At 35.8% G+C, this 21,257-nt stretch carries 20 protein-coding genes and 1 riboswitch; of the genes, 3 read left to right on the top strand and 17 right to left on the bottom strand.

Annotation, left to right across the window (positions count from 1 at the left end):
- The 6 genes from BN358_RS09815 to pgsB form a co-directional block, all read right to left on the bottom strand.
- On the bottom strand, nt 1–1,329 hold the full coding sequence (locus BN358_RS09815) for a C4-dicarboxylate ABC transporter (protein WP_040582317.1): 1,329 nt from the start codon (nt 1,327–1,329) through the stop codon (nt 1–3).
- A gap of 64 nt (nt 1,330–1,393) precedes the next feature.
- Entirely contained in the window at nt 1,394–2,035 is a 642-nt protein-coding gene (locus tag BN358_RS09820) for a DUF6305 family protein (RefSeq protein WP_019229080.1), read from the bottom strand.
- A 94-nt stretch (nt 2,036–2,129) separates the two neighbouring features.
- Entirely contained in the window at nt 2,130–3,968 is a 1,839-nt protein-coding gene (locus BN358_RS09825; RefSeq protein ID WP_019229081.1) for a dipeptidase, read from the bottom strand.
- Nucleotides 3,969–4,203: 235 nt separating this feature from the next.
- A complete protein-coding gene (gene pgsW / locus BN358_RS09830; protein ID WP_019229082.1) occupies nt 4,204–5,259 on the bottom strand; it encodes a poly-gamma-glutamate system protein in 1,056 nt (351 codons plus the stop codon).
- A 24-nt stretch (nt 5,260–5,283) separates the two neighbouring features.
- On the bottom strand, nt 5,284–5,712 hold the full coding sequence (gene pgsC / locus BN358_RS09835) for a poly-gamma-glutamate biosynthesis protein PgsC (RefSeq protein ID WP_019229083.1): 429 nt from the start codon (nt 5,710–5,712) through the stop codon (nt 5,284–5,286).
- Nucleotides 5,709–6,794 carry a poly-gamma-glutamate synthase PgsB gene (pgsB, locus tag BN358_RS09840; RefSeq protein WP_019229084.1) on the bottom strand — a complete coding sequence of 362 codons (1,086 nt, stop codon included), beginning with the start codon at nt 6,792–6,794 and terminating at the stop codon, nt 5,709–5,711. The genes pgsC and pgsB overlap by 4 nt, the downstream gene beginning before the upstream one ends.
- Before the next feature lie 155 nt (nt 6,795–6,949).
- On the opposite strand from pgsB, the gene BN358_RS09845 reads away from it, so the two are divergent.
- Nucleotides 6,950–8,335: a lipopolysaccharide biosynthesis protein gene (locus tag BN358_RS09845; protein WP_019229085.1), complete on the top strand. Its 1,386-nt coding sequence runs from the start codon at nt 6,950–6,952 to the stop codon at nt 8,333–8,335.
- A 196-nt stretch (nt 8,336–8,531) separates the two neighbouring features.
- Here the strand turns inward: BN358_RS09845 and BN358_RS09850 are convergent, their stop codons facing one another.
- The gene (locus tag BN358_RS09850; protein ID WP_157593300.1) at nt 8,532–8,945 is read right to left on the bottom strand and encodes a ferritin-like domain-containing protein; all 414 of its coding nucleotides are present in this window, start codon (nt 8,943–8,945) and stop codon (nt 8,532–8,534) included.
- 370 nt (nt 8,946–9,315) lie between these two features.
- Between BN358_RS09850 and BN358_RS28470 the strand changes: the two genes are divergently transcribed.
- Nucleotides 9,316–9,381 (top strand): hypothetical protein, encoded by a 66-nt coding sequence (locus tag BN358_RS28470; protein ID WP_306461329.1) that lies wholly within the window; start codon nt 9,316–9,318, stop codon nt 9,379–9,381.
- Between the two features lie 75 nt (nt 9,382–9,456).
- On the opposite strand, the gene BN358_RS09855 is transcribed toward BN358_RS28470, so the two are convergent.
- From BN358_RS09855 to BN358_RS09900, 10 genes are all read right to left on the bottom strand, one after another.
- On the bottom strand, nt 9,457–11,997 hold the full coding sequence (locus tag BN358_RS09855; RefSeq protein WP_019229088.1) for a cation-translocating P-type ATPase: 2,541 nt from the start codon (nt 11,995–11,997) through the stop codon (nt 9,457–9,459).
- A 111-nt stretch (nt 11,998–12,108) separates the two neighbouring features.
- A riboswitch (NiCo riboswitch) is annotated at nt 12,109–12,203 on the bottom strand.
- 232 nt (nt 12,204–12,435) lie between these two features.
- On the bottom strand, nt 12,436–12,930 hold the full coding sequence (locus BN358_RS09860; protein ID WP_019229089.1) for a CD3072 family TudS-related putative desulfidase: 495 nt from the start codon (nt 12,928–12,930) through the stop codon (nt 12,436–12,438).
- A complete protein-coding gene (locus tag BN358_RS09865; RefSeq protein ID WP_019229090.1) occupies nt 12,931–13,488 on the bottom strand; it encodes a CD3073 family putative ECF transporter S component in 558 nt (185 codons plus the stop codon).
- Nucleotides 13,489–13,721: 233 nt separating this feature from the next.
- Complete coding sequence (locus BN358_RS09870) at nt 13,722–14,300, bottom strand: hypothetical protein (RefSeq protein WP_019229091.1); 579 nt, start codon at nt 14,298–14,300, stop codon at nt 13,722–13,724.
- Nucleotides 14,301–14,347: 47 nt separating this feature from the next.
- Nucleotides 14,348–15,187, bottom strand: coding sequence for a nitroreductase family protein (locus tag BN358_RS09875; protein ID WP_019229092.1), 840 nt, complete (start codon nt 15,185–15,187; stop codon nt 14,348–14,350).
- Between the two features lie 40 nt (nt 15,188–15,227).
- Nucleotides 15,228–15,956: a nitroreductase family protein gene (locus tag BN358_RS09880; protein WP_019229093.1), complete on the bottom strand. Its 729-nt coding sequence runs from the start codon at nt 15,954–15,956 to the stop codon at nt 15,228–15,230.
- A 49-nt stretch (nt 15,957–16,005) separates the two neighbouring features.
- Nucleotides 16,006–16,419: a RidA family protein gene (locus tag BN358_RS09885; protein ID WP_019229094.1), complete on the bottom strand. Its 414-nt coding sequence runs from the start codon at nt 16,417–16,419 to the stop codon at nt 16,006–16,008.
- Nucleotides 16,420–16,998 (bottom strand): GNAT family N-acetyltransferase, encoded by a 579-nt coding sequence (locus BN358_RS09890; protein WP_019229095.1) that lies wholly within the window; start codon nt 16,996–16,998, stop codon nt 16,420–16,422.
- A 232-nt stretch (nt 16,999–17,230) separates the two neighbouring features.
- Nucleotides 17,231–17,770 (bottom strand): DsbA family protein, encoded by a 540-nt coding sequence (locus BN358_RS09895; RefSeq protein ID WP_083851563.1) that lies wholly within the window; start codon nt 17,768–17,770, stop codon nt 17,231–17,233.
- Nucleotides 17,771–17,953: 183 nt separating this feature from the next.
- Entirely contained in the window at nt 17,954–18,823 is an 870-nt protein-coding gene (locus BN358_RS09900; RefSeq protein WP_019229097.1) for a nitrilase family protein, read from the bottom strand.
- Between the two features lie 250 nt (nt 18,824–19,073).
- On the opposite strand from BN358_RS09900, the gene BN358_RS09905 reads away from it, so the two are divergent.
- Nucleotides 19,074–21,257: FAD-dependent oxidoreductase (locus BN358_RS09905; protein ID WP_019229098.1), on the top strand; the 2,184-nt coding region annotated here is incomplete at its 3' end.

Consider the following 21,257-nt stretch of genomic DNA (forward strand, 5'->3'; position numbering starts at 1 on the left):
TTAACCTCCAATAATTGCGCCGAACTCATTGCAAAAAATCATTGTGATGGTACATAGCGCAAGTATAAAGAACATCGGGACCAGAGCAGTTTTAACAAAATCCCTGTAATAGCCACCTTTGTACTCCAATTCCATCACTGCTGCTCTTCCTACAACAGCAGTAGGAGGTAAGCAATCGCCTAAAGGAAGCATTACTGCCCATGTAGATAAAGCAATTACAGGGTCATAGCCTAACATATTGAAAAGCATTATGAGCGGAACACCAAACAATGGTGCAACAGCATATTGGAGAACACCTTCAGCAACAGGAAGAATAAGCCATAATGTTCCGAACAGTACAGTGATTGGCAGTGTAACAACTGCCAGTGAAAGCAATCCACGGGCTCCTGTAAGAGTCATAATTTGATTTAGCATGCCTACTACTACCATGATTCCTACAAGACCTTTAAGATTTGTCACAGTTGTAACTGCCACATTAAATACATTAATTCTTTTTGGACTGACAAGCAGAACTGTCCCGGCAGAAATCATGAATATTAATGGTAATCCTACAACAGGAAAATTAGAAGGCAAAATTCTTCCTGCCAATACAATGCCTATCAAGACTATAAAAGGAATAATAACTCGAACTCCATTCCATCCTGCAGGCACTTCAGGAAGTTTTGCAAGTGTCTTTTCCAGATCAACCAACTTTCCTCGACCTGCCAGATAAAATGTGGCAAAGAGCGCACCGGCAATAGATAAAAAAGCAAGTGGGATTGTAAAACCAACAAATGGCATATTAGCACCTGCAGCGGCCATCATTGCCCAGAGGTTTATAGGCGGGCATGCTGCACTCATAGCAGCAAGAATAAAAATCAATGCAACCCTTTTATCTTCTGAAATTCCCATTGCTGCCAATACTGCACCTACAAGTCCACCAACAGTTAAAACTGTTGTGGCACCAGACCCGGTTATAGCCCCTGGAATAAGCATAACAAATGTTAACAATAACAAGCATATTATTCGGTGAGCAAAGAATGTTTTAACAATCTGCCTGACTATGTATGCTACACCTCCAGATTCTTTATAAAGAGTCATAAAAAATGTGGCTGTAAGGAAGACTAAACAAACATCAAAATATGTTACCGTACCCTCAGCTAAGTGTCTGATCAGCTCTAAAAATGAAAGTGTAGAACGCGGATCTTCACCGGAAGGTAGTATAACATGTACCAAAATTGCTGCTATAGTTGCAGTAAGCATGGAAATCTCAGTTGACAGCCTAAATTTTTTAGCTATGGCAAATACAATTGCAATGGAGACCAATACTAGCAGTGAATGTTGTAACATTGTCACTTTAGATACTTCCTTTCTATTATCTATTTGTAACTAATAATATTTCAAGACAGAAATACTATTTTAGGACCGAAGAAATTGCAAGGGTATTTTCAACCTTTATAATCTGCTTGTTGTTATCTTCTGCATATTTTGTAAAGAAACCATCACTGTCACTTTCTTCAATAACCAGAATAACATCAGCCAGCTCCATAACAGCTTCAATTGAAGCTGCATCAGCACTATCTGTACGACGAGCCATTCCTTCTATGTGGGCACCTACTATTGTCAACCCTGCTTCTTTAGCAGCATTAATGACAGAAACACATCTTTCAATTTCAGCATTAACATCTGTACCTGCTGCCCCCATACCTTTCATACTTGTGCCGGTTGTAACTATCAGTGTCTTATATTCATCAGCCTTAAGACTATCTGCATTCAAGTTGTTGTCATTTACTGACGAAAGTCCGGCTTGAACAGCAACCATGTTCATCATGACAGCACCTGGGCTTTGACCACATGTAGTGACAATGAAAGGACCTTCCAGAGTAATGTCAGATTTAAGCTGTTCTGATGCAGGTTCTTCAGATACAGGTTCCTCTGCTGATGGTTTTTCAGTTACTGTGTTGTCAGAAGGTTCGGTTGTATTGTTGCTGCATGATGTCATCATAATCATTACAGCAAGTACCGTTATAGTAATTAAAATATTTAGCTTTTTCATTTTTGCATCTCCTTAATTAAAAGTAACATGAAAGCGGCTTGTCGCATATCGGTAACAAGCCGTTGTCATTTAATTGTATTATACTTCTAGATTGTTAGTCTACTTTACGTTTTTTACTAATTACAAACCATGCTGCTGCAATAACAATGGCAACAAGAATTACTACAAGTGCCGTGTTATTTTTCTCTGGCTGCTGAGGCTCTGGAGTTGCAGCAGGTTCTGCCGGTGCAGGAGCTTCTTCTGGAACAGCCTCAGGTTCCTGAACTTCACCTTGGGTCATGGCATAGTCATTAACACTTGTTGATGCATAGTCTACAGCCTCAAGATATGCCATTGGATAACCCAGTGTAGTAGAAGAACCATCTTCGTTAATGGACATACCATCGTAGTATTTACCTACCAAGTACCAGGCAAATTCCCACCAACCATCTTCAACTGTGTTCATAGCATCATTGGTGTATTTTGTAAGATATCTGACAGATTCAGAAGGATTCTTGCTAAACAACTCTGCAGCTTCAGTCTCTATCTCACTCTGATCTGCAAAGAACACATCTTCGTAGCTAGCCTTCTTTTCGCGAATTTCTGTGTACATGGCATCCCAGCGCAGGTTAGCCCAGTTGTTTACAAAGTTAAATGCCCACCATGCGCTGTCAGGATCGAATTGATGTCTTAATCCTGACGACCATGATTCTGGAACTTCAGTAACCCCACAATACATAGGAACATAAACAGTTGTGTCAGGAGAATCTTGACCAAACCATAATAACCCTCCTACAGGGTCAGGCATCCAGCTGCGGCTCTGCGAAACGAAACTATAAGAGCATCTGTATAGGGCTATTGCACGCTCCCAGTCATGACGGTCTTCTCCTATAGTACCTGGCTTCTGATCACCCTTAACACCCCACCTTGTTGGATTGCCAAAAGGTCCGGCAGCAAGGCCCTTAGTTAAATCATAAGGAGTACCTTCATAGTGATCGCTGTAAATATCCATTAAATCCTTCACTGCAAGCTTTTGATCAGGCTTAACAGAAAATGGATATTGTTCATATCTATCAAGAGTAGGGAATTTTTGTGATGGAGCAACTAAGCTGAAAACACGCCATTCACGACGAGCAGCATAGAAAGGACTTCCGTATGGCTCTGGATTAAACAACTTAGCATAGTTAAAATCTTCACCTTCACTCCACCATCCCATTTCCTTTGAGAGCTGTGTAATGTCAGTTGAATACATGAAGTTTTCCTTATCGTTAAAATCAATAACTCCTATACGTGAACGGTTTGCACCTACAAACATCTCATCATCCGGAATTCTTTGAGCAGCCCAGTGAGCACCTGGTTTTCCGCTGCCTGGCTCCCATAACATACCGCCACCACAAACTTCGAAAACCCAAACTTCGTTTTTGTCTCCAACAATAAGAGTTTCACCTCCATCGCAGTATCCATACTCTTCTGCCAAAGCACCCATAACCTCAATTGCTTCTCTTGCAGTTGCAGCACGTGCCAAGGCTAATTGTTCGAGATTTGCAATAACCATCAAACCCTGAGGACTGCTGACTTCTTCTCTGCCGCTCCAGGTGAACTCTCCCATCATTACCTGCTTTTCATTCATAAATGGGTAACCGATATGAAAATAAGAATAAGTTTCTTCAACCTGAGGAATTTCTCCAACTTTTTCAGGAACTTTGTTTGGCCTTGTATCATTACAAGGATCTCGATAAATTTCAACCATTTCACCTGCAGTGTGTTTTCCGCCTGGTATGATTTGAATACGGTGATCATACCATCCATCACAGGTGTGTGTAACCATAACTGATCCATCAACAGATGCATCCTTACCTACTCCCATAGACGTACAAGCATAGGCTGAGGTAAAAGTTGACACAACCATTAGGATTGCAATAAACATAATAAAACATTTTCTAATACGTTTCATTTTTTTACAACCTCCTAAAATAAATTTGTAATAGCAAAAAATTCTAAAACAGTTTATTAATTAAATCACCATTTTTTATTTCTTAAGTAATAGATGCTATACTAAATTGTATGCATGACTAAAAAATAACATGTCCTTTCACATCAAATATAATTAGTTGTCTTTTATGTTGGATATATTTAATAAAAAGACCACTATGCAATAAAAGCAAAGTGGTTCAATTAATGTTCAATAATTATTCATTATTTTTATTTATAAAATAAATCTCATACAATAACATAAACGCTGCAACAACAAGTACTGTTGCTAGAATTTTATTATATTTATAAGTGTTATATACACCACCTTCTCCTACAGATGGTAGTGGCAGCGGATCAACCGGAAGACCATACTTAGCAGCAAGACTTTTTATATTTAATATATGTATTGCAGGTTTACTGTCTTTTAAGAAAAGCTGAATGAGACCCGTAGAATCATCCTTATTTGGCAGTTCAGTAATTATACCTCCATCAACATAAACCATCACATTGCTATCTCCAAATGAAGCATCATTGCCGCCAACATTTACAAAACATTTTACATCATTGACACTGTTATATATATCATACCTTGCATTGATATTATGTATCAAATCATCATCATATAAAAGCTTATAGCTATAATTCCTAAGCCTTTTCACAATTTTATCCCTTATTTCAGGATTCATTTCTTGGCCAATATCATACATCCCTCCAATAGAGAAGTATTCACTGCGGTTAGTTATTAAACCTTCGTTGTACAAATAATTCTCCATATCAAGATATGTTAATTCAGGATCATTAGCTCCGTGAGTAGATGACCCGATTGATGATATAATAATAGGTTCTAAGTTCATTTTTTCAATTGCACACATGACAGCAATATTAAGAGCCGGAAATGATCCTGAAAAGTTTACAGCAATCGTGTCTTTGGGCTGCAATCTAAGTTCATTAAACATATGGACTATAACTGCTGACATATTTGGATTTGTTGATGTTCTTTTTGCTTCAAGATTACCAAGTGTAGTTGTTATTTCAGAAAAATCCTGTCCAATCATACCTGTATGGTTAATATCTGTAGACTTATCAATGTTTATATTCTTTTTAATTTTTAGTTGTTTTATTTTTTCAAAGCATTGTGCTGTAAGTCTTGAAGCTTCTAATTTTATTTCATAATCTTCGGAATACGCAGTAACCTTGCTATTTTCCAAAATTAAAAATCCAGATAATAGAATTATAAACAAAGCAATGAGCAAACAGCATTTTTTATTCATAATTATCTCCATTCGGTCTTTTATCTACATTAACAATATTTGTACTATTGCAATTATTAGAACCACTATAGATAGACTCCCAAGTGTTTTTATGATACCCTGGCGTTCCATAACTCTTCCGAGAATTCCAGGCACTACATATCCTATAGTAATTGACAGGTTATAAAACATATATGTATTGCCAAAGTATATATATGTAAATATTATTTTTATTATTATGCCAGTGATTATGTACATAGCAAACTTTCTTCTGCCATAAAGTATGGTATATCTTGACAAAAATTTAATAAAAAACACACATGAAATAGAAGTAAGTACTGTTGCAGCTATTTTAACAGGATCATAAATATGCAGCACAAAGTAAAACGGTATTATTATTCCTCCGGGTATTATGTTTGTGACATCAGAAAATATAATACTTACAATCAATGAAACAATAATCAGCTCATTCATTTGTTATCCTCTTCCAGATAATTTATTAGTTCATATGCGCTGCCTTTTATATTTCCTATTCCCACAATCATTTTTGAATCTTTAATATTAATTATATTCTGCCAGTCAGGAAGTTCCGTTACATTCAAAAAACCTTCTTTTCTGAGATGTCTTATTGCAAAGCTTCTATTTTCACCTATTATAATAATTCTCTTATAGCACAGACTATTAAAAAAATATCTTGAAAACAAAAGAAGTCTGTCTGGCCTGTCCAACCTGTTATTATATATGAAAGTAATGTCTTCTGTGTTTGTATATTTCTTAAGTATATTTATTGTAGACTGCGGGTCATTTACTGAGAACAAATTCAGAAATTTTATATTGCCTGATAAATCATATAACTTATGTGCTCCGAAGTCTTCTTTATAATACTGAATATTTTCCAAGAAATTTTCCCTGTTAATACCAAATATCTTTCCAATTTCATATGCTACTGCAAAGTTTTCATTTTCTATAAATTCATCCGTCCTGCAAAGAATTGCTACAGAGTTGTTTTTACTGCATATATTGCTGAAATACTCAAAATAATTCTCATCACATGTAAACAGCATTCCATTTTCAGGAACAGTATTGGAAAGACTTTCTGCTATTTTGTCCAGGCTTTCTCCCATATCAAAAATATGGTCATAACGAACGTTTGTAATAACATTCAGATTTCCTTTAACTATTTCTTTCTGAGAAATTTTTTGCAGCTCAGGATTTACTGCCATGCATTCAATAATAAGTATTTCAGCATTTTCCGAATAAGCCAGCTTTATTATTTTAAGCTGTTCTTTTATATTAGCCGTACCTTTTCTTCTTATAAGATGCTCCTTGCCATTTGTATCTATAAAAATAGGTGTGCTTCCTGTAGTCTTGGTAAAAACTCTGAATCCTGCACCCCTAAGATTAGCATCAATAAGTCTGCATACGCTGGTTTTACCTCTTATACCATTAACATGTATGATAAATTTGAATGTGGACAGATACTTATTATTTGCTTTTTTTTCATAGATCAGATAAATTATATAAGTTATTGATAAAAATATGGCTATTTGTAACATGGTTGTCCTCCATTCATTGATATAATTATAGTATCATTTTAAAATATTATTCCATAAAAAAAGCGCATGCGCGCTTTTTTTGTATATTGCTATTATCATGTTTATGCTGTATCATAATAAAGGATTTTTCAGGCATTAATCTTAGGAGAACAACAGTGAATAAATATAAAAACCTTATTTATAATACATTCATATTTGGTATCAGCACCTTTAGTTCAAAAATATTAGTTTTTTTGCTGTTGCCATTATATACAAGAGTACTTTCAAATACTGATTATGGAGTTGTGGATCTTATTGTTCAAACATCAAATTTGCTAATTCCGATTGTATCTCTGGGAATAGCAAATGGTGTAATAAGATTTGGACTAGATAAAAGCAATAACTCATCTGACGTTTTTTCAACAGGTTTATTTACCATTTTGGGAGGTTTCTTAATATTCTTATTGTTAGAACCTTTACTGTCCAAAATAAAATATGTATCAGATTATACTGCACTTATATATATTTTTGTATTAATGTCATCTCTTCGCACATTATGTTCACAATTTATAAGAGCAAGAAAACTAGTGAGGCTGTATGCCTTTGAAGGTGTTTTAAGCACAATAACAACTATTTCTTTTAACATTTTGTACCTTGTAGTATTAAAGCTCGGCATTAACGGGTATGTTCTGGCGATTATTTCATCTGATTTTTTATCAGTTGTCTTTTTATTTTATACTGCAAAGTTGTATAAATTTATAAAGTTTAAACAAAAGAAAAAATCTACACCAATAAACATGCTTAAATACTCAATACCGCTGATTCCATCAACTATTTTTTGGTGGGTTACAAATGTATCTGATAGATTTATTGTAGCTTACATGCTTGGTGCTGAAGCAAATGGACTTTATGCAATCTCTTACAAAATTCCTACAGTTGTAACATTATTGTCCAGCATTTTTTCAGAAGCATGGCAGTTATCAGCAGTTTCAGAAAAGGATGCGCAATATCGCGAAAAGTTCTTTACAAATGTTTTTAAATCATATTCATCCCTGATTTTTATTTCTGCATCTGTCTTGATTTTATCAGTAAAAGCCATTACAAAAATATTGGTTTCTGATGCTTTTTACGCTTCCTGGAGCTATGTACCGTTTTTAGTTATGGCAACTTCTTATTCATGCTTGGCTACATTTTTAGGCAGCATATATTTTGTAGAAAAGAAAAGCAACTTATCACTTATAACAACATTTATTGGTGCCTTGGTCAACATTATGCTAAACTTAATTCTTATACCGAAATTTGGTGTAAATGGTGCTGGTTTTGCAACATTTTTAAGCTATGCTGCCGTGTTTGTGCTAAGAGCTCTCAACACCAGAAAATTCATAAAAATAAACTGCAGCAATAAAAAACTGTTATTTAATACGTTTATACTGTTGATACAAAGCATTATTATGATTTTTGAAGCACCTCATTGGATATTGATTGAAATATTTTTATTTGTTTTAATCTTTGCTGTTAACTTAAAAGACATTTTAATGAACATTAAAAAATTAATTATATAGAAAAATTATGCAAGGATAAAACTTGACCTAGCTTGTAAATATATCCTGTGAAAAATTGATGCCATTAAAAAAACGACTTAAAATTGAGCACCGCCTGATGAAGGAAAATATAATCAGATGAAGCGGTTCAATGATAAGTCTCTTTTGCGTTACTATTAAAATTATATTTGTGATTAAGTGTCTTAAACAACTACATTTAGCCGTTTATGCTAAGAATATAGTTGTATTTAGTTGCATGTTTCATTTCATCTGTCAGTATTCTAAATACTATATCTCTAAAAAATCTGCTAGGTAGCCCCTCTCTTATGATGCGGTATTTTTCCATGGCTGAAAGCTCCCCAAAAATTGAACTTTTTATACCCTCCATGTATGACTGCGGTTCCATGAATCCTTCGTTATTGGTACTGTTGATTTCTTCATTAGTATAATACCTGTAAATTTCCCTATACCATTGCCTGTGCAACCTTTCATCATCTCTGATTGAAGTAATTATATCTTTTTCTTCCTGAGTAGGAGCAGCTTCAATTAAATAATTATATTTAAGTTCATCTTCTCTCTCTCCCTGCACTGCTTCCCTCATTAAATTAAGTGCAGTATTCAGGGCCGGCATGGTAAAATCCATTCCATATGAGGAACATTGCATATATTGGTCTGAATAAGGTACATTATTATAATTATACATATTATCACCTCGGATTATTGTCATCATAATAACATATGTTTAAATATTTAGTTAGTGTATGTACACACTTTAATTTTAATTGTGCATAAAATTCTTATTAATGTAGTTTTCTTAATTATCATTGAATGTTTAATTAAATTAGGAAACATGCACATATTTATTTCCTGATAATATTATTAGTGGGGGGTGTTAATATGCAATCATGCGAATTTGCTGCTACTGTTACTGCAATTGCATGTTTTATTTCTAACAGTTGCTCTAAAGATGAACTTCCTTTGGTTGCTGCTTTTTTACTCAGTTGGGAGACACTTTAACAACTATGATTACATATGAAGATTTAAACAATAAAAATGTGGAAAACTAATTCCACATTTTTATTATATTAAATATATTGACTGACTCTAAGACTATAATTTATTAAAAAGTATTGAACTTAATATTAACTGTTAGCTCTATTACCAATTCTTATTTTTATAAATTTTGCAATTTCATACCATAAAACTGATATTGCTGCAATTCCTACAGCTGTGATAAATTGCCTCAAAGATAAAGGCGCGAGACTTAAAATGCTGTTAAGAGGTGAATACAGCATAATCAGGAGTCCCATAAACGTACATACTACAGCTGCCCACATTACCTTGTCCTTGACAAGATACTTCATAGTTATAAATACATAATCATAATTTGAACTGTTCACTTGAACTAAAAACAAATTTGCAATCATTATTGTGCTAAGTCCCATGGCTCTTGCCAATGGCGCATTTTCTGGACTTTGCCTGAGAAGTTCAAAATAGGTAATAAACGAAGCTGCAAAAATAGCCAGTCCTTGGATAATGCTTTTAGTCAATATTTCGGCAGTAAGAATTTTTTCTTTTGGATTTCTGGGTCTTCGTTTCATTATATTGCTTTCAGCAGGCTGGCGTTCCAAAACAATTGAACAGGTCGGGTCAATAATTAGCTCTAAAAGTACCACATGCACCGGCAACAATAATAAACTTGCAGGGCTGATGTTTAAAAATGGTGCAAGCAGCGAAGCAAATGCAATTGGAATGTGAATTGAAAACACATATCCTATTGCTTTTTTGATATTATCGTAAATTCTCCTTCCATCTTCAATAGTATTAACTATGGTCGAGAAATTATCATCCATCAAAATCAAATCTGCAGCTTCCCTTGCAACCTCAGAACCGCGCTTGCCCATTGCAATTCCAATATCCGCATATTTGAGAGCAGGAGCATCGTTAACACCATCACCTGTCATGGCAACAATCTTATCATTTTCCTTAAATGCTTTTACTATACGCATTTTATGTTCCGGCAACACTCTTGAAAAAATGTTTGCATCCTTGACTCGCTCTACAAGCTCATTATCACTCATGTTGCTTAATTCTTCACCTGTGATGATTTTGTCGCTGTTAACCATTCCTATTTGCCTTGCAATAGAACTTGCCGTGATCCCATTGTCTCCTGTAATCATGACAACTCTAACGCCTGCTTCAAGGCACTTCTTAATGTCTTCTTTAACTGATTCTCTTGGAGGATCTGCAAGCCCAATCAAACCTAAGAAGTTTAAATTACAGCCAGTAATATCCTCAGGAATATGTGATTCACTCTCTGGATTCATTAAGCCAACGGCTATTACCCGCAATCCTTCTTTCGACATCTCAGTTATTTTCTTCTCTATTTTCTGAACCTGTTCACATGACAAACTGCATATTGTCAATACACTTTCTGGCGAACCTTTTACTGCAATAACAATCTCACCCTCATGTCGCCATACATGCCCCATCATCTTATTTTCATTTGAAAAGGCATATTCAGTAATGAGTTCACCGCCAAACAGATGGTCTTGAAAAATGCCAAGCTTTCTGCAATGTGCAAGCATTGCTTTTTCCATCGGATCATAAGCTTCTACTTCACAGCCAAGCCCCATAACTTCACACAGATTATCAGTATCGCCGTTTATAGCCCAGGTATCTTTAACTGCCATCATGTTCATAGTAATTGTTCCAGTCTTATCAACACACAAAACTGATACAGCGCCCAGTGTCTCAACAGAAGATAGTCTATGAACAAGGGATTGTTTTTTTGCAAGTCTCCATGCACCCATAGAAAGAAAAACCGTCAAAATCACAGGAAATTCTTCAGGTATCATGGCCATAGCTAAAGTTATGCCTGATAAAATACTTTCAATAATTCTATCTGAAAAAACATGGTCAGGAATGTTGAAAAAAGTGATTGCAGTAACAAGCAAAAACAAGATGCCTGCAATTATTGCACATGTCTTTACAATTATGCCTGTTTGTTTTTCCAATGGAGTAGGTCTGTCCGGAGCAGCTGCTACATCAGAACCGATTTTTCCATACTCTGTTGCAGCACCAATTTTTTCAACTTTAATTGTTGCACTTCCCTGAGTAACCAATGTTCCAGCATAGCAGTAATCTTTACGCCAGTAATCATCATTGCTTTTGTCCGCTTTTTCTGTAGTTACCTTCCATACACCTGCGGATTCTCCCGTAAGAGAGGATTCATCAACACAAAGGTCGCTTGCTTTAATAATTTCCCCATCCGCTGGTATTTTAACTCCTTCACTGATCATCAGCAAATCATTAGGAACTAAATTCTCACTTAAGATTGTCTGTTCTATACCGTCTCTAATTACTGTTGCATGAGGGGCCGACAAATCCTTGAGAGCATTTAATGTTTTGTCTGTTTTCCATTCCTGTATTATTTCTATGCTGATTATTCCTACAACAAAAATCAGCATAATCATCCCATCACGAGGTTCTCCTAAAATAAAGTAAATAATTGATGCAACAATTAACAATAAAAACATTGGTTCTGCAATAATGTGTAATACCTTGCTGATAAAGCTTTGTTTTTCTTCAGTTGCAAGTACATTTTTACCAAACTGTTCCTGCAGCTTCTTGGCTTCTTCACTTGTCAAGCCTTGTAGTGTTGAGTTTTTTTGATCTGTCATAATAAGTTACCTCCATAATTGCTTGTTAGCATAGTTAAGATAGCTCAATGGCATTGCAAATCCAAATTTCTATGTTTCAAATAAGTATAAAAAAACACCCATGAAACATTTTACTGTCCCACAGATGTTTAAAATTCTATCTGTTGCTGTTTCCAGCCCGACCCCACAAACCCTTTAGGGTTTATCGTCTGTTCAGTTTGTACCGTAGATTTATATGCAGTGCAAAGAGATATTTGTATAATAATATATGCAGCAAATTAAGTCAAGTTACGCTTATGAACTCGTACACTTTTCTTACACTGATATGTTTAATTTATTTAATTCCAGCGAGCCATTTAATCTCTGCACTTATGCAGATATTTCTAATTGACAAAAATAAATGCACGGCACAAGATACCATGCATTTAAATTTTATTAAACATTATAAACCACTGATTGCTAAAGAAGATTTGATACCAATCCTTTTATCTCTTCAATAAACTTCTTGCCTTTTTTACCATCGTGATAATCAGTTGGAACGTCCATATAACTTATCTTGATATTCTCGTCATTTAACATGTTTATGAGCTCTTCCATTAATATTCCCTTATCTCCATTGATGCTGCATGTGGGACTTTCATTAATGCCTATGACTCCTAAAACTTCGTAACCATTATTTATGTATTCCTTTATAATATTTACTGTATCAACTGCAATGCTTTTATTAATGTTTCTGAAATCTTCAGTATTGTATTGCGCTTTTGTCATAGGTTCTCTTTTTAATCCTAAAAATCTGTATTCAGGACATGGAAGCTGATGGATTCCTATATCATTTTTAATTAATTCCATCACTATGTCTTTATACGCACCTTTGGCTCTTGCCAAGGGATATACAACTGTATTCTGATTTAATATGCAATGAGAAACCAGTATAACACGTTTGCTTCTTTCCATTTAATTGTTTCCTTGGGTATATTTTGCAGGTAATTTGCTTATTAATAAAGAAACAAATATGCAGCTTGTAATTTTATCAACAATATTGCTTGTTATTCTAGGTATGAATGCTGCAGTAAAAATAGATTGTCCGGATTGAACCAGCCATGTAAAAAACACGTCGTTGACGTCTCCAGTAATACCTCCATACACATATGTGGCGATTGGAGTGCCTATGAGAGGAGCAACCACAGACAAAATTAGCCCTGTAAAAATAGATGTTTTAAAATTAAATTTCCATTTTCTTGCTATTAATCCCACTATAATACCTACTGCAATATTAACCAATGCAAATGGAATATCTTTCGGATTTGTCAATATACCCTGAATTACGTTGGTTAATCCTCCAACTACTGCTCCGTACCAAGGTCCGAATAATACAGCCGAGAAAATTGTTCCCACTGTATCAAGAAACAACAATGGTATGTTCAATAATCCTATTACAGTTCCTAATACAATATTGATTGCAATTGCTAATGCTGAAAAAACCAGTTTAAAATTTGAATTATTTCTGTTCATGACTCTCTCCTTGTTTGTTAAATTTCTTGCATATTCAGATTATCATGACAGCTCATTTCAAGTCAATTTCATGTTTTTCATATATTAACTGTCAATTATAAAAATATATTATAACAAGTGACATTTAAGGTTAATATATGAAAAATCGTCTGTTTTCTCATAAAATTAGTGCTTTAAAAACTACAAAAACCGTTGATTACTCAACGGTCGTAATATAGTATTTCAACAATTGTTTATTGTATGCCTTTAGACCCGGGTGTTTTCCTGGATGTATCGCAGCAAAGAACGAAAAGCTTATTGCCGTGGAATTCAAATTGCTTAACTACATCAAGCCCCAGCTTCCTTGAATGAGCTTGAAATGACCTTTGATTATTTTGATCTACATAAGTTACTAAAATTGGGTACCTGTCTTTCATCAAGTGCCTTGAACATTCAAACAAATTAGGCAATACCTCAGTTCCTCTGTAATCTTTATCAATACAGGCAGGTCCATACTGATATGAATTGTCTATTGACAGCACTCTGTCCTTATACTTAATATTAGGTAAGTCATCAATCATGGGATAGAATACTGGCCATGTTTTCAAAAACTGCCAAGATACAGCCCCTGCAAAGCCAATCACTTTGTCCCCATCGCAAGCAACAGCCAGACTTTTTTCTTCATCTATTAATCTCTTCAGCTTATTCTCTGAAAAAAAGGTTCCAATGAATCCATCAGTTTTATCCTCTTCACTGATTGAATTTTTGTGATATTTTTTCTCCAGCATTATGATACCGGGAATATCTTTTAACTCAGCTCTATGATAATTCATTTTCTCCTCCTGAAAATTTTATAATTGCTTATAATACTTCCATTAGCTTATTCAATCTGAAATCTCCAGACTGCTCGACCATCTTCTACAGTGAGTGAAACCGTGCAGTTTATATTCTTCATTAAAAGCCCAAGCCAAAAGTGGCTGGCACAAATTCCTATATCAACATCTGGGTGTTCCCATTTTATGTGTTTGTAACCGACTGGCATATATATGGAAATTGTTTTTTGGTCAGACGAAATTAAGAAACGCCAGTGTTGGGTGTTAGCGGCTGACGGAGCCTTCCGTGCAAGTTCTAAAGCATATAAAATCTCCGGTGAAAGTTCATCTTCTTTTATGTCACCATCCAGGAAATTTTCTATGGGTTTTCGTTTATAGCTTATTAGATTTTCTTGTATTCTGTCAAATAACCTGACACCGTCTTGTTTTCCGTATCCAAGAGGAGTTATGCAGATTGTTCTTTCGCCTTCAACTTCATCTTTACCATATCCCCATTTCGGATTCTGAAAATTTTTATATTGGCCTAAGTGAGGCATAACACTTTCCAATTCAGCCAAAGCGTAATGTCCATACCAGCATGTTGAAATCCCGATGCTCGTAGCGTATAAAATTACAACTTCACCAACAAATCCTGCTGCAGAAATTGAGTAAACATCAGTTTTAGACATAAATGCCAGATTGTCAGGAGGTGCGTTATAAACAGTATAAAGCTTCTTGTCATATTTTGCTTTAAATTTTTTTACTTTTACATTGTGCTCAAAGGGCATATTCATATCACTGATAAAACTATTAATCATGTTCATCTTTTCAGTCTCTACATTTATATTATGAAAACTTCTCGTAGACCTTCGTGTGTTTATAGCACTTTCCCAATCAATGCTTCTCATAATTTAATCACCCCTTGAATAATTTTCAAAACAACTTCTCTCAAGCATTCCATTCATTAAGGTAAAGTTTTATTGACCTTATCATTTCCTTAAAAAATGGTGCATCCATTTTTCTTTTGTAAAACCTCTTAGCAAAATCATTATCCTTTAATTCTTCCTTTGAAAACATGCTATTGATGAATTCTTCTGTTATTGTTGGATACAATTCATCAAACACTATACATGATTTATCAAATCTATCTCTTATTTGCGGCTTTGTGTCATAGTTTCCCATTACTACTAAAGCTATGGGCATTGTGTACTTGGGAAGATTAAAAAGCTCCTTGTGATATTCATAATTTTCAATAATATCCCCTATGTAGCAGGTTCCTATACTTAGACTTTCAGCAGCAATAACAGCATTTTGAGCAGCGATCATTGCATCCTCTACTCCAAGCATGAAATCACTTATGCATGGTCCTTTATAATCCGGAAAATCATCAATAATATTTCTTTGTTCATATAATCTATGCCATTTGTGGCTGTCCGCAACGAACAAAAGTGCTAAGTCCGCATCGGCTATAAATGGCTGGTCATCACAGCTTTTTGCAAGCTTTGACAATGTTTCTTTTGAACTGATTTTAATAATACTGTAGGCCATCATATTTCCTGCAGTTGCTCCCTGCATAGCAGCTTCTAGAATATGCTTAATTTGTTCATCTGTTATTTTTTCTTTATTGAACTTTCTGATTGAAGTGTGAGATTTTAATAGTTTTATAACTTCGTTCATTTTCCCTCCGAAATTTTATATGCCAATTGTTAATAATTATTGAATATTTTTATGTGTCTTTTCTTTCTACAGCAGCAACTGCTTCAATTTCAACCAATTGGTTTTCATATCCTAATACAGTAACACCTGATAAAGTGCTTGGCACATCATGTTCACCAAATTCATCACTTATTACATTCCACACTTTAACTAAGTCTGATCTGTCTTGGGATGCTACTAATATTCTTGTATATGCGACATCTGTTATTGATGCACCACATTCTTTTAATGCTTCTTTTAAATTATCAACACACAATTTAGCCTGTCCTTCAAAATCATTTATTAAACTGACTTTACTATCCTTATTGATTGGACACGACCCGGCTAAAAATAACAGTTCCATTCCGACTGGTACTTTGCTGGCATAAGCATAGCTTACTTTCGCCAGATTTTCTGATCTTATGAGAGATATCCTATTTGACATTTAATTATCCTTTCTTATATCTAACCACATGATGCTCATATTATCCTGCTTTTCTATTTCCTTAAAACCATTTTCCTTATACATATTCAATGTACCCCTGTACAGTTTCTCAGGTTCATTTTTATTCTCAATTGGAAGAGCAATTACAGCTTCATATCCCTGAACCTTGAAATCCTCAATTGCCTGCTTAAGTAATTGTCTCGCAACACCTTGCCCTCTGTACTCAGGATGAATAACAAAGCAAATAACACAGCCTGTTTTTTTGACCTTGATTAATGCCTCTAAATCATCTTTCAACCTCAAATATTCATTTACATTGTTTGCATTGCACCACCCGATGCATTTGTCATCATCAAATGCCAGGTACCCATTCATGTTACCTGATTTTATGTTCTCTATTGCTTCTTGACGATTTATTGCACCTGATCTTTGCTGCCATTCATCCCTGGAGCAGTTTGTATGATAATACCTGCAAAAACAAGTTGCCCAATGTGGTGCATGTCCAAAATCAAGGTTTCCAAGGTAATCTGCAAATGTTATTGCTAATTCAGGACTTAATTTTATTATTTCATATTTCATGTTCTCCTCCTAAAAGTGTAAAATTTTTAAAACTTATCTATCTAACAATATTATTAACTATGTAAATTATTATGCTACATAATTTTGCAATCGTTTTAATCGTTATGAAATTATATCCCTTTATATTTCTCCTGCATTAACAACATTATAACTATTTGTTCAGTATTAATCAACATATACAAACATGACTTGCTAATAAAAATCCTTGAGTCTGAACCCAAGGATTACTTATTTATTTATTCAATACATTTTTAAATGATTCTATTGATTGCGCTCCAACTATAGCATATTTATCGTTTATTATAAATGTTGGAGTGCTGTTTACTTCATAATGTGTTGCTGATTTTTTTGCTTCTGCCAATTTGTTTTCATAAGAACCATCATCCAGCTTTTTCACCATTTCATCTTTATTCAAGCCAATACTTTCTGCTATTGATTTAATCAATTCAACATCACCGATATTTTTTCCCTGAGTAAAATACGTATAAAACAATTTATCATGAAACTCATGGAATTTACCTTTTTCTTTAGCATATTCACTTGCAAGCAGAGCCAAATGGGTATTTGAAATCAAATCAACTCCGCTAAATTTAATACCATACTTATTGCTCATATTATTTAAGTTTTTAAACATATCTTCCACTGACATTCCCGGGAAAAGATCTGAAACTTTGTCACCTTCTTTAGAAATCTCAGGATGCAGCTCATATGGTATCCATTCATCTTCTATCTCAAATTCTTTTTTTAATTCATCGACAATACCTTTGCCTATATAACAGAATGGTCACGCATAATCTGAAAAAATTAATATTTTGTTTATCATATTAGCTCCTTTACATTAAAGTTCTTTTCTTTGTTATACCCATTATTGAAGTAAAATAAACTCAGAACTTTGCAGAACTTAATATCCACTTTTCTTTTATATTGTAAGCAATAATAATCACTTATCACTGAATTACCGAAAGTTTGATGGATTGTATCCTAAAAATTCATCATATACATCTAATCTTCTGTCTTTTTTTGTTGAATTGTACTTAGTTGTTCCATGGGCTCTTACTTTAGCAAAATTGCAATCTCCATATATAATTTGTTCTGTATCGTCTGCCGGTCCTGCAATTGGAATGCCCGCTGTTCTTACAATTAAACTTCTGCCTGGAAATACCATTTCTCTTTCTATTCCAACCCTGTCTGCAGCAGCTATGTATATTCCGTTGGAATGTGCAGCTGCCATTGCAAGTACAGGTCCGAAGTTTTTCATATTATCAGGCAGACTATCAATGGTAACCCAGTTTGTAGGAACACAAATTATATCTGCACCCTGTGCTGCAAGAATTCTGTATGTTTCAGGAAACCACATGTCATAACAAATTATAATTCCAATTTTGCCAATTGGCGTATGAAATACAGGGAGTCCCAGGTTTCCAGGTTCAAACCACAAAAATTCGTCTTCCCACAAATGAAGCTTTCTATATTTTCCAATTAAACCCTCGGGTCCAATCAATACTGCAGTGTTGTATAAATCAGAACCATCAATTTCTGTAATTCCTGACACTATGTAGACATTTCTGTCACGGGCTATCTTGCTCCATGCTTTAACGCTTTCACTGTCATTGATGTTCTCTGCTAAGTCAATTGCTTCTTGTCTGTTATCAAAATTGTATCCTGAATTGGCCATTTCAGGCATAACTATAAGCTTGGCCCCATTATCTGCAGCTTCATTTATCATTCCTATGGATTTATTGATATTTTCTGCAATATCGCTAATTTTAACATCCATCTGCAAACATGCAACCTTAACGTCCAGCTTCTTTTTTTTAATTTCCACTTCTTCCTCCTGTTTATATAAATTATGTATTATTTTAGTGAAGGACCTTAAGAAAAAGGCCCTGTCCCTATATCCATTATCCATCTAAAGCATCAATTAAGCAAAGATTTTTTGACAAACGTCTATTCATTTGTTGAATATTTCACAAAATAATATCTTGTGCTTTTCTTATCTTTATTATATCATAAAAGTAACTATATGTAAATAAATGGAAACACGCACTACTATAAAAGCAAAGGAAGTGTTAAGTATGAAAACAGATGAATTGGTACAAAGACTGATCGACAGCTATGGCAACTGGGTTTCTGACGGAAAACGTTCACAACAATCAATGGGCTCCATGACAAAGAATCTATACCCATATGATTCTTTATTCCGTCCCATTCGTGTAAATCATCTGGTTATCAAGAACCGCATCGTCATGGCTCCTATGGGCAACATCGACATGTGCGAGGAAACAGGACGTCCCAACGACAAGATGCTCCAGTATTTCTTCGCTAGAGCAAAGGGCGGCACCGGTCTTCTGACCACCGGACTCATACCAATTTCTCACGGTATTGACAACTCTATCACAGAAATGGGCAAACTGTCTTACTTCCCCAGAATAGACCGCAGCCGCACAGTACAAGCTGGCTGGCGCGATCTGGCGCAGGGCTGCCACGCTTTCGGCTCCAGAATTTTTATACAGCTAACACCAGGGCTTGGTCGTGTGGGTAATCCACAATGCCTGGTCAATGAATTAAAATTCCCGGTTTCAGCATCGTGGAATCCTAATTTCTATATTTCTCAGATTCCCTGCGCCAGGATTTCCGACGGGAAACTGAAGAAGATTGTCAAAAACACAGGACAGGCAGCGGCAGATGCCAAGGCCTGCGGCTTAGACGGTGTCTATCTCCACGGTCATGAGGGTTACCTGCTTGAGCAAATGACCAATCCTGCCTTTAACCGCAGAAAAATGGGACGTTATGCCAACTGGAAACAGTTCGGCATTGACCTTATTACAGAAATCCGCAATAGAACAGGCCCAGCATACCCTATTATGTACCGCATAGACTTAAGTCTTGGTTTGAATGAAACCTATGGTTCAACCATGGAAAAGGAAAGTGCTTTAAAAAAATTCACCAACGGCCGCTCCATTGAGGATACGCTTGAGTACATGGAAAATTTAGTCAGAGCCGGCGTTGACATGTTCGACGTTGACCTGGGATGCTACGATAACTGGTGGCTGCCCCATCCCCCTGCAGGCATGCCCGCAGGCTGCTTCCTGGAGATAAGCAAGTACGCCAAGGATTATTTCAATAATAAGGGCATCAAGTCTAATGCAGGTGTAGAGGTTCCCATTGTGGCTGTAGGAAAGCTTGGCTATCCTGACCTTGCAGAACAAGCACTTCGGGACAACATGTGCGACATGGTGATGCTGGGACGCCCACTTCTGGCAGATCCTGAATGGCCTAACAAAGTGTATGCCGGTAAAGTTGAAGAAATCTGTCCCTGCATAGGGTGTCAGGAAGGATGTATCAACGAATTCGTGGATGGCGGCCATCCCCAGTGCGCTGTCAATCCCAGAACCGGATTTGAGGATGTGCATCCAGCAATTCCCACAGATGCAAAACTAAAAAAACACATTGCAGTTATTGGCGCAGGGCCTGCCGGCTGCAACTTTGCCTTACAAGCTGCTGCACGGGGCCATAAGGTTGACTTGTATGAAAAATCCGGCAGCATTGGCGGCAAGATGATTCCCGGCTCAACACCTAAGGGAAAATTTGACTTTAACAACTACCGAATGTATGTGGAAGCAACAATGAATAAATCAGCCGAAGAAGGCATGATCGATATTTTTCTTAATACAGAATGTGATCTGGATACCCTGAAGAAGAAAAGCTATGATACAATTGTGACCGCCATCGGCACCAAAGCAGCTGCACTTAATCTCCCAGGCTACGAAAATATGAAGACTGCACAGGCAACAGAACTGCTGGAGAATCCTGAGCTGCTGGGAGATGCAAAGAAGGTTGTAATTATTGGAGGAGGTGTGGTTGGCTGCGAAACTGCCTACTGGCTGTCTTTTGAAAAAAATATGGATGTTACTGTGGTAGAAATGCTGCCTTACCTTATGGATGGTGCCTGCACCGCGAACCGCGGCCATTTGATCTATTACATGAAAAAAAACGGTGTAAAACTCATCAATACGGCAATGGTAAAGGGTTTTGAAAACAGCAAGGTGAAGATTTCCCGCAACACTCATAAGAATGTTCCCAACCCATATAATACCTGGCAGCCCATCCTGCCAAAAAATATTGAAAATCCCCTTGCGCCAAAGGTAAAGGATGAATATCAAGAAGAGTTTCTGGATGCTGATCTGGTGGTCTTTGCCATGGGCGGCAAACCTGATGACAGCCTGTACTTTGCTTTGCAGGAAGCCCACGCAGCACCT

Source organism: Sedimentibacter sp. B4 (genome assembly GCF_000309315.1).
In the GTDB taxonomy this organism is placed as follows: Bacteria; Bacillota; Clostridia; order Tissierellales; family Sedimentibacteraceae; genus Sedimentibacter; species Sedimentibacter saalensis.

Excerpts from the sequence above, each read along its gene's own strand:
- BN358_RS09880 (WP_019229093.1), bottom strand. The coding sequence starts at position 15,956 with ATGAACGAAGTTATAAAACTATTAAAATCTCACACTTCAATCAGAAAG.
- BN358_RS09890 (WP_019229095.1), bottom strand. The coding sequence starts at position 16,998 with ATGAAATATGAAATAATAAAATTAAGTCCTGAATTAGCAATAACATTT.
- BN358_RS09875 (WP_019229092.1), bottom strand. The coding sequence starts at position 15,187 with ATGAGAAGCATTGATTGGGAAAGTGCTATAAACACACGAAGGTCTACG.
- BN358_RS09850 (WP_157593300.1), bottom strand. The coding sequence starts at position 8,945 with ATGCCGGCCCTGAATACTGCACTTAATTTAATGAGGGAAGCAGTGCAG.
- pgsW (WP_019229082.1), bottom strand. The coding sequence starts at position 5,259 with ATGAATAAAAAATGCTGTTTGCTCATTGCTTTGTTTATAATTCTATTA.
- BN358_RS09820 (WP_019229080.1), bottom strand. The coding sequence starts at position 2,035 with ATGAAAAAGCTAAATATTTTAATTACTATAACGGTACTTGCTGTAATG.
- BN358_RS09865 (WP_019229090.1), bottom strand. The coding sequence starts at position 13,488 with ATGAACAGAAATAATTCAAATTTTAAACTGGTTTTTTCAGCATTAGCA.
- BN358_RS09855 (WP_019229088.1), bottom strand. The coding sequence starts at position 11,997 with ATGACAGATCAAAAAAACTCAACACTACAAGGCTTGACAAGTGAAGAA.
- BN358_RS09870 (WP_019229091.1), bottom strand. The coding sequence starts at position 14,300 with ATGAATTATCATAGAGCTGAGTTAAAAGATATTCCCGGTATCATAATG.
- BN358_RS09860 (WP_019229089.1), bottom strand. The coding sequence starts at position 12,930 with ATGGAAAGAAGCAAACGTGTTATACTGGTTTCTCATTGCATATTAAAT.
- pgsC (WP_019229083.1), bottom strand. The coding sequence starts at position 5,712 with ATGAATGAGCTGATTATTGTTTCATTGATTGTAAGTATTATATTTTCT.
- BN358_RS09825 (WP_019229081.1), bottom strand. The coding sequence starts at position 3,968 with ATGAAACGTATTAGAAAATGTTTTATTATGTTTATTGCAATCCTAATG.
- pgsB (WP_019229084.1), bottom strand. The coding sequence starts at position 6,794 with ATGTTACAAATAGCCATATTTTTATCAATAACTTATATAATTTATCTG.
- BN358_RS09815 (WP_040582317.1), bottom strand. The coding sequence starts at position 1,329 with ATGTTACAACATTCACTGCTAGTATTGGTCTCCATTGCAATTGTATTT.
- BN358_RS09885 (WP_019229094.1), bottom strand. The coding sequence starts at position 16,419 with ATGTCAAATAGGATATCTCTCATAAGATCAGAAAATCTGGCGAAAGTA.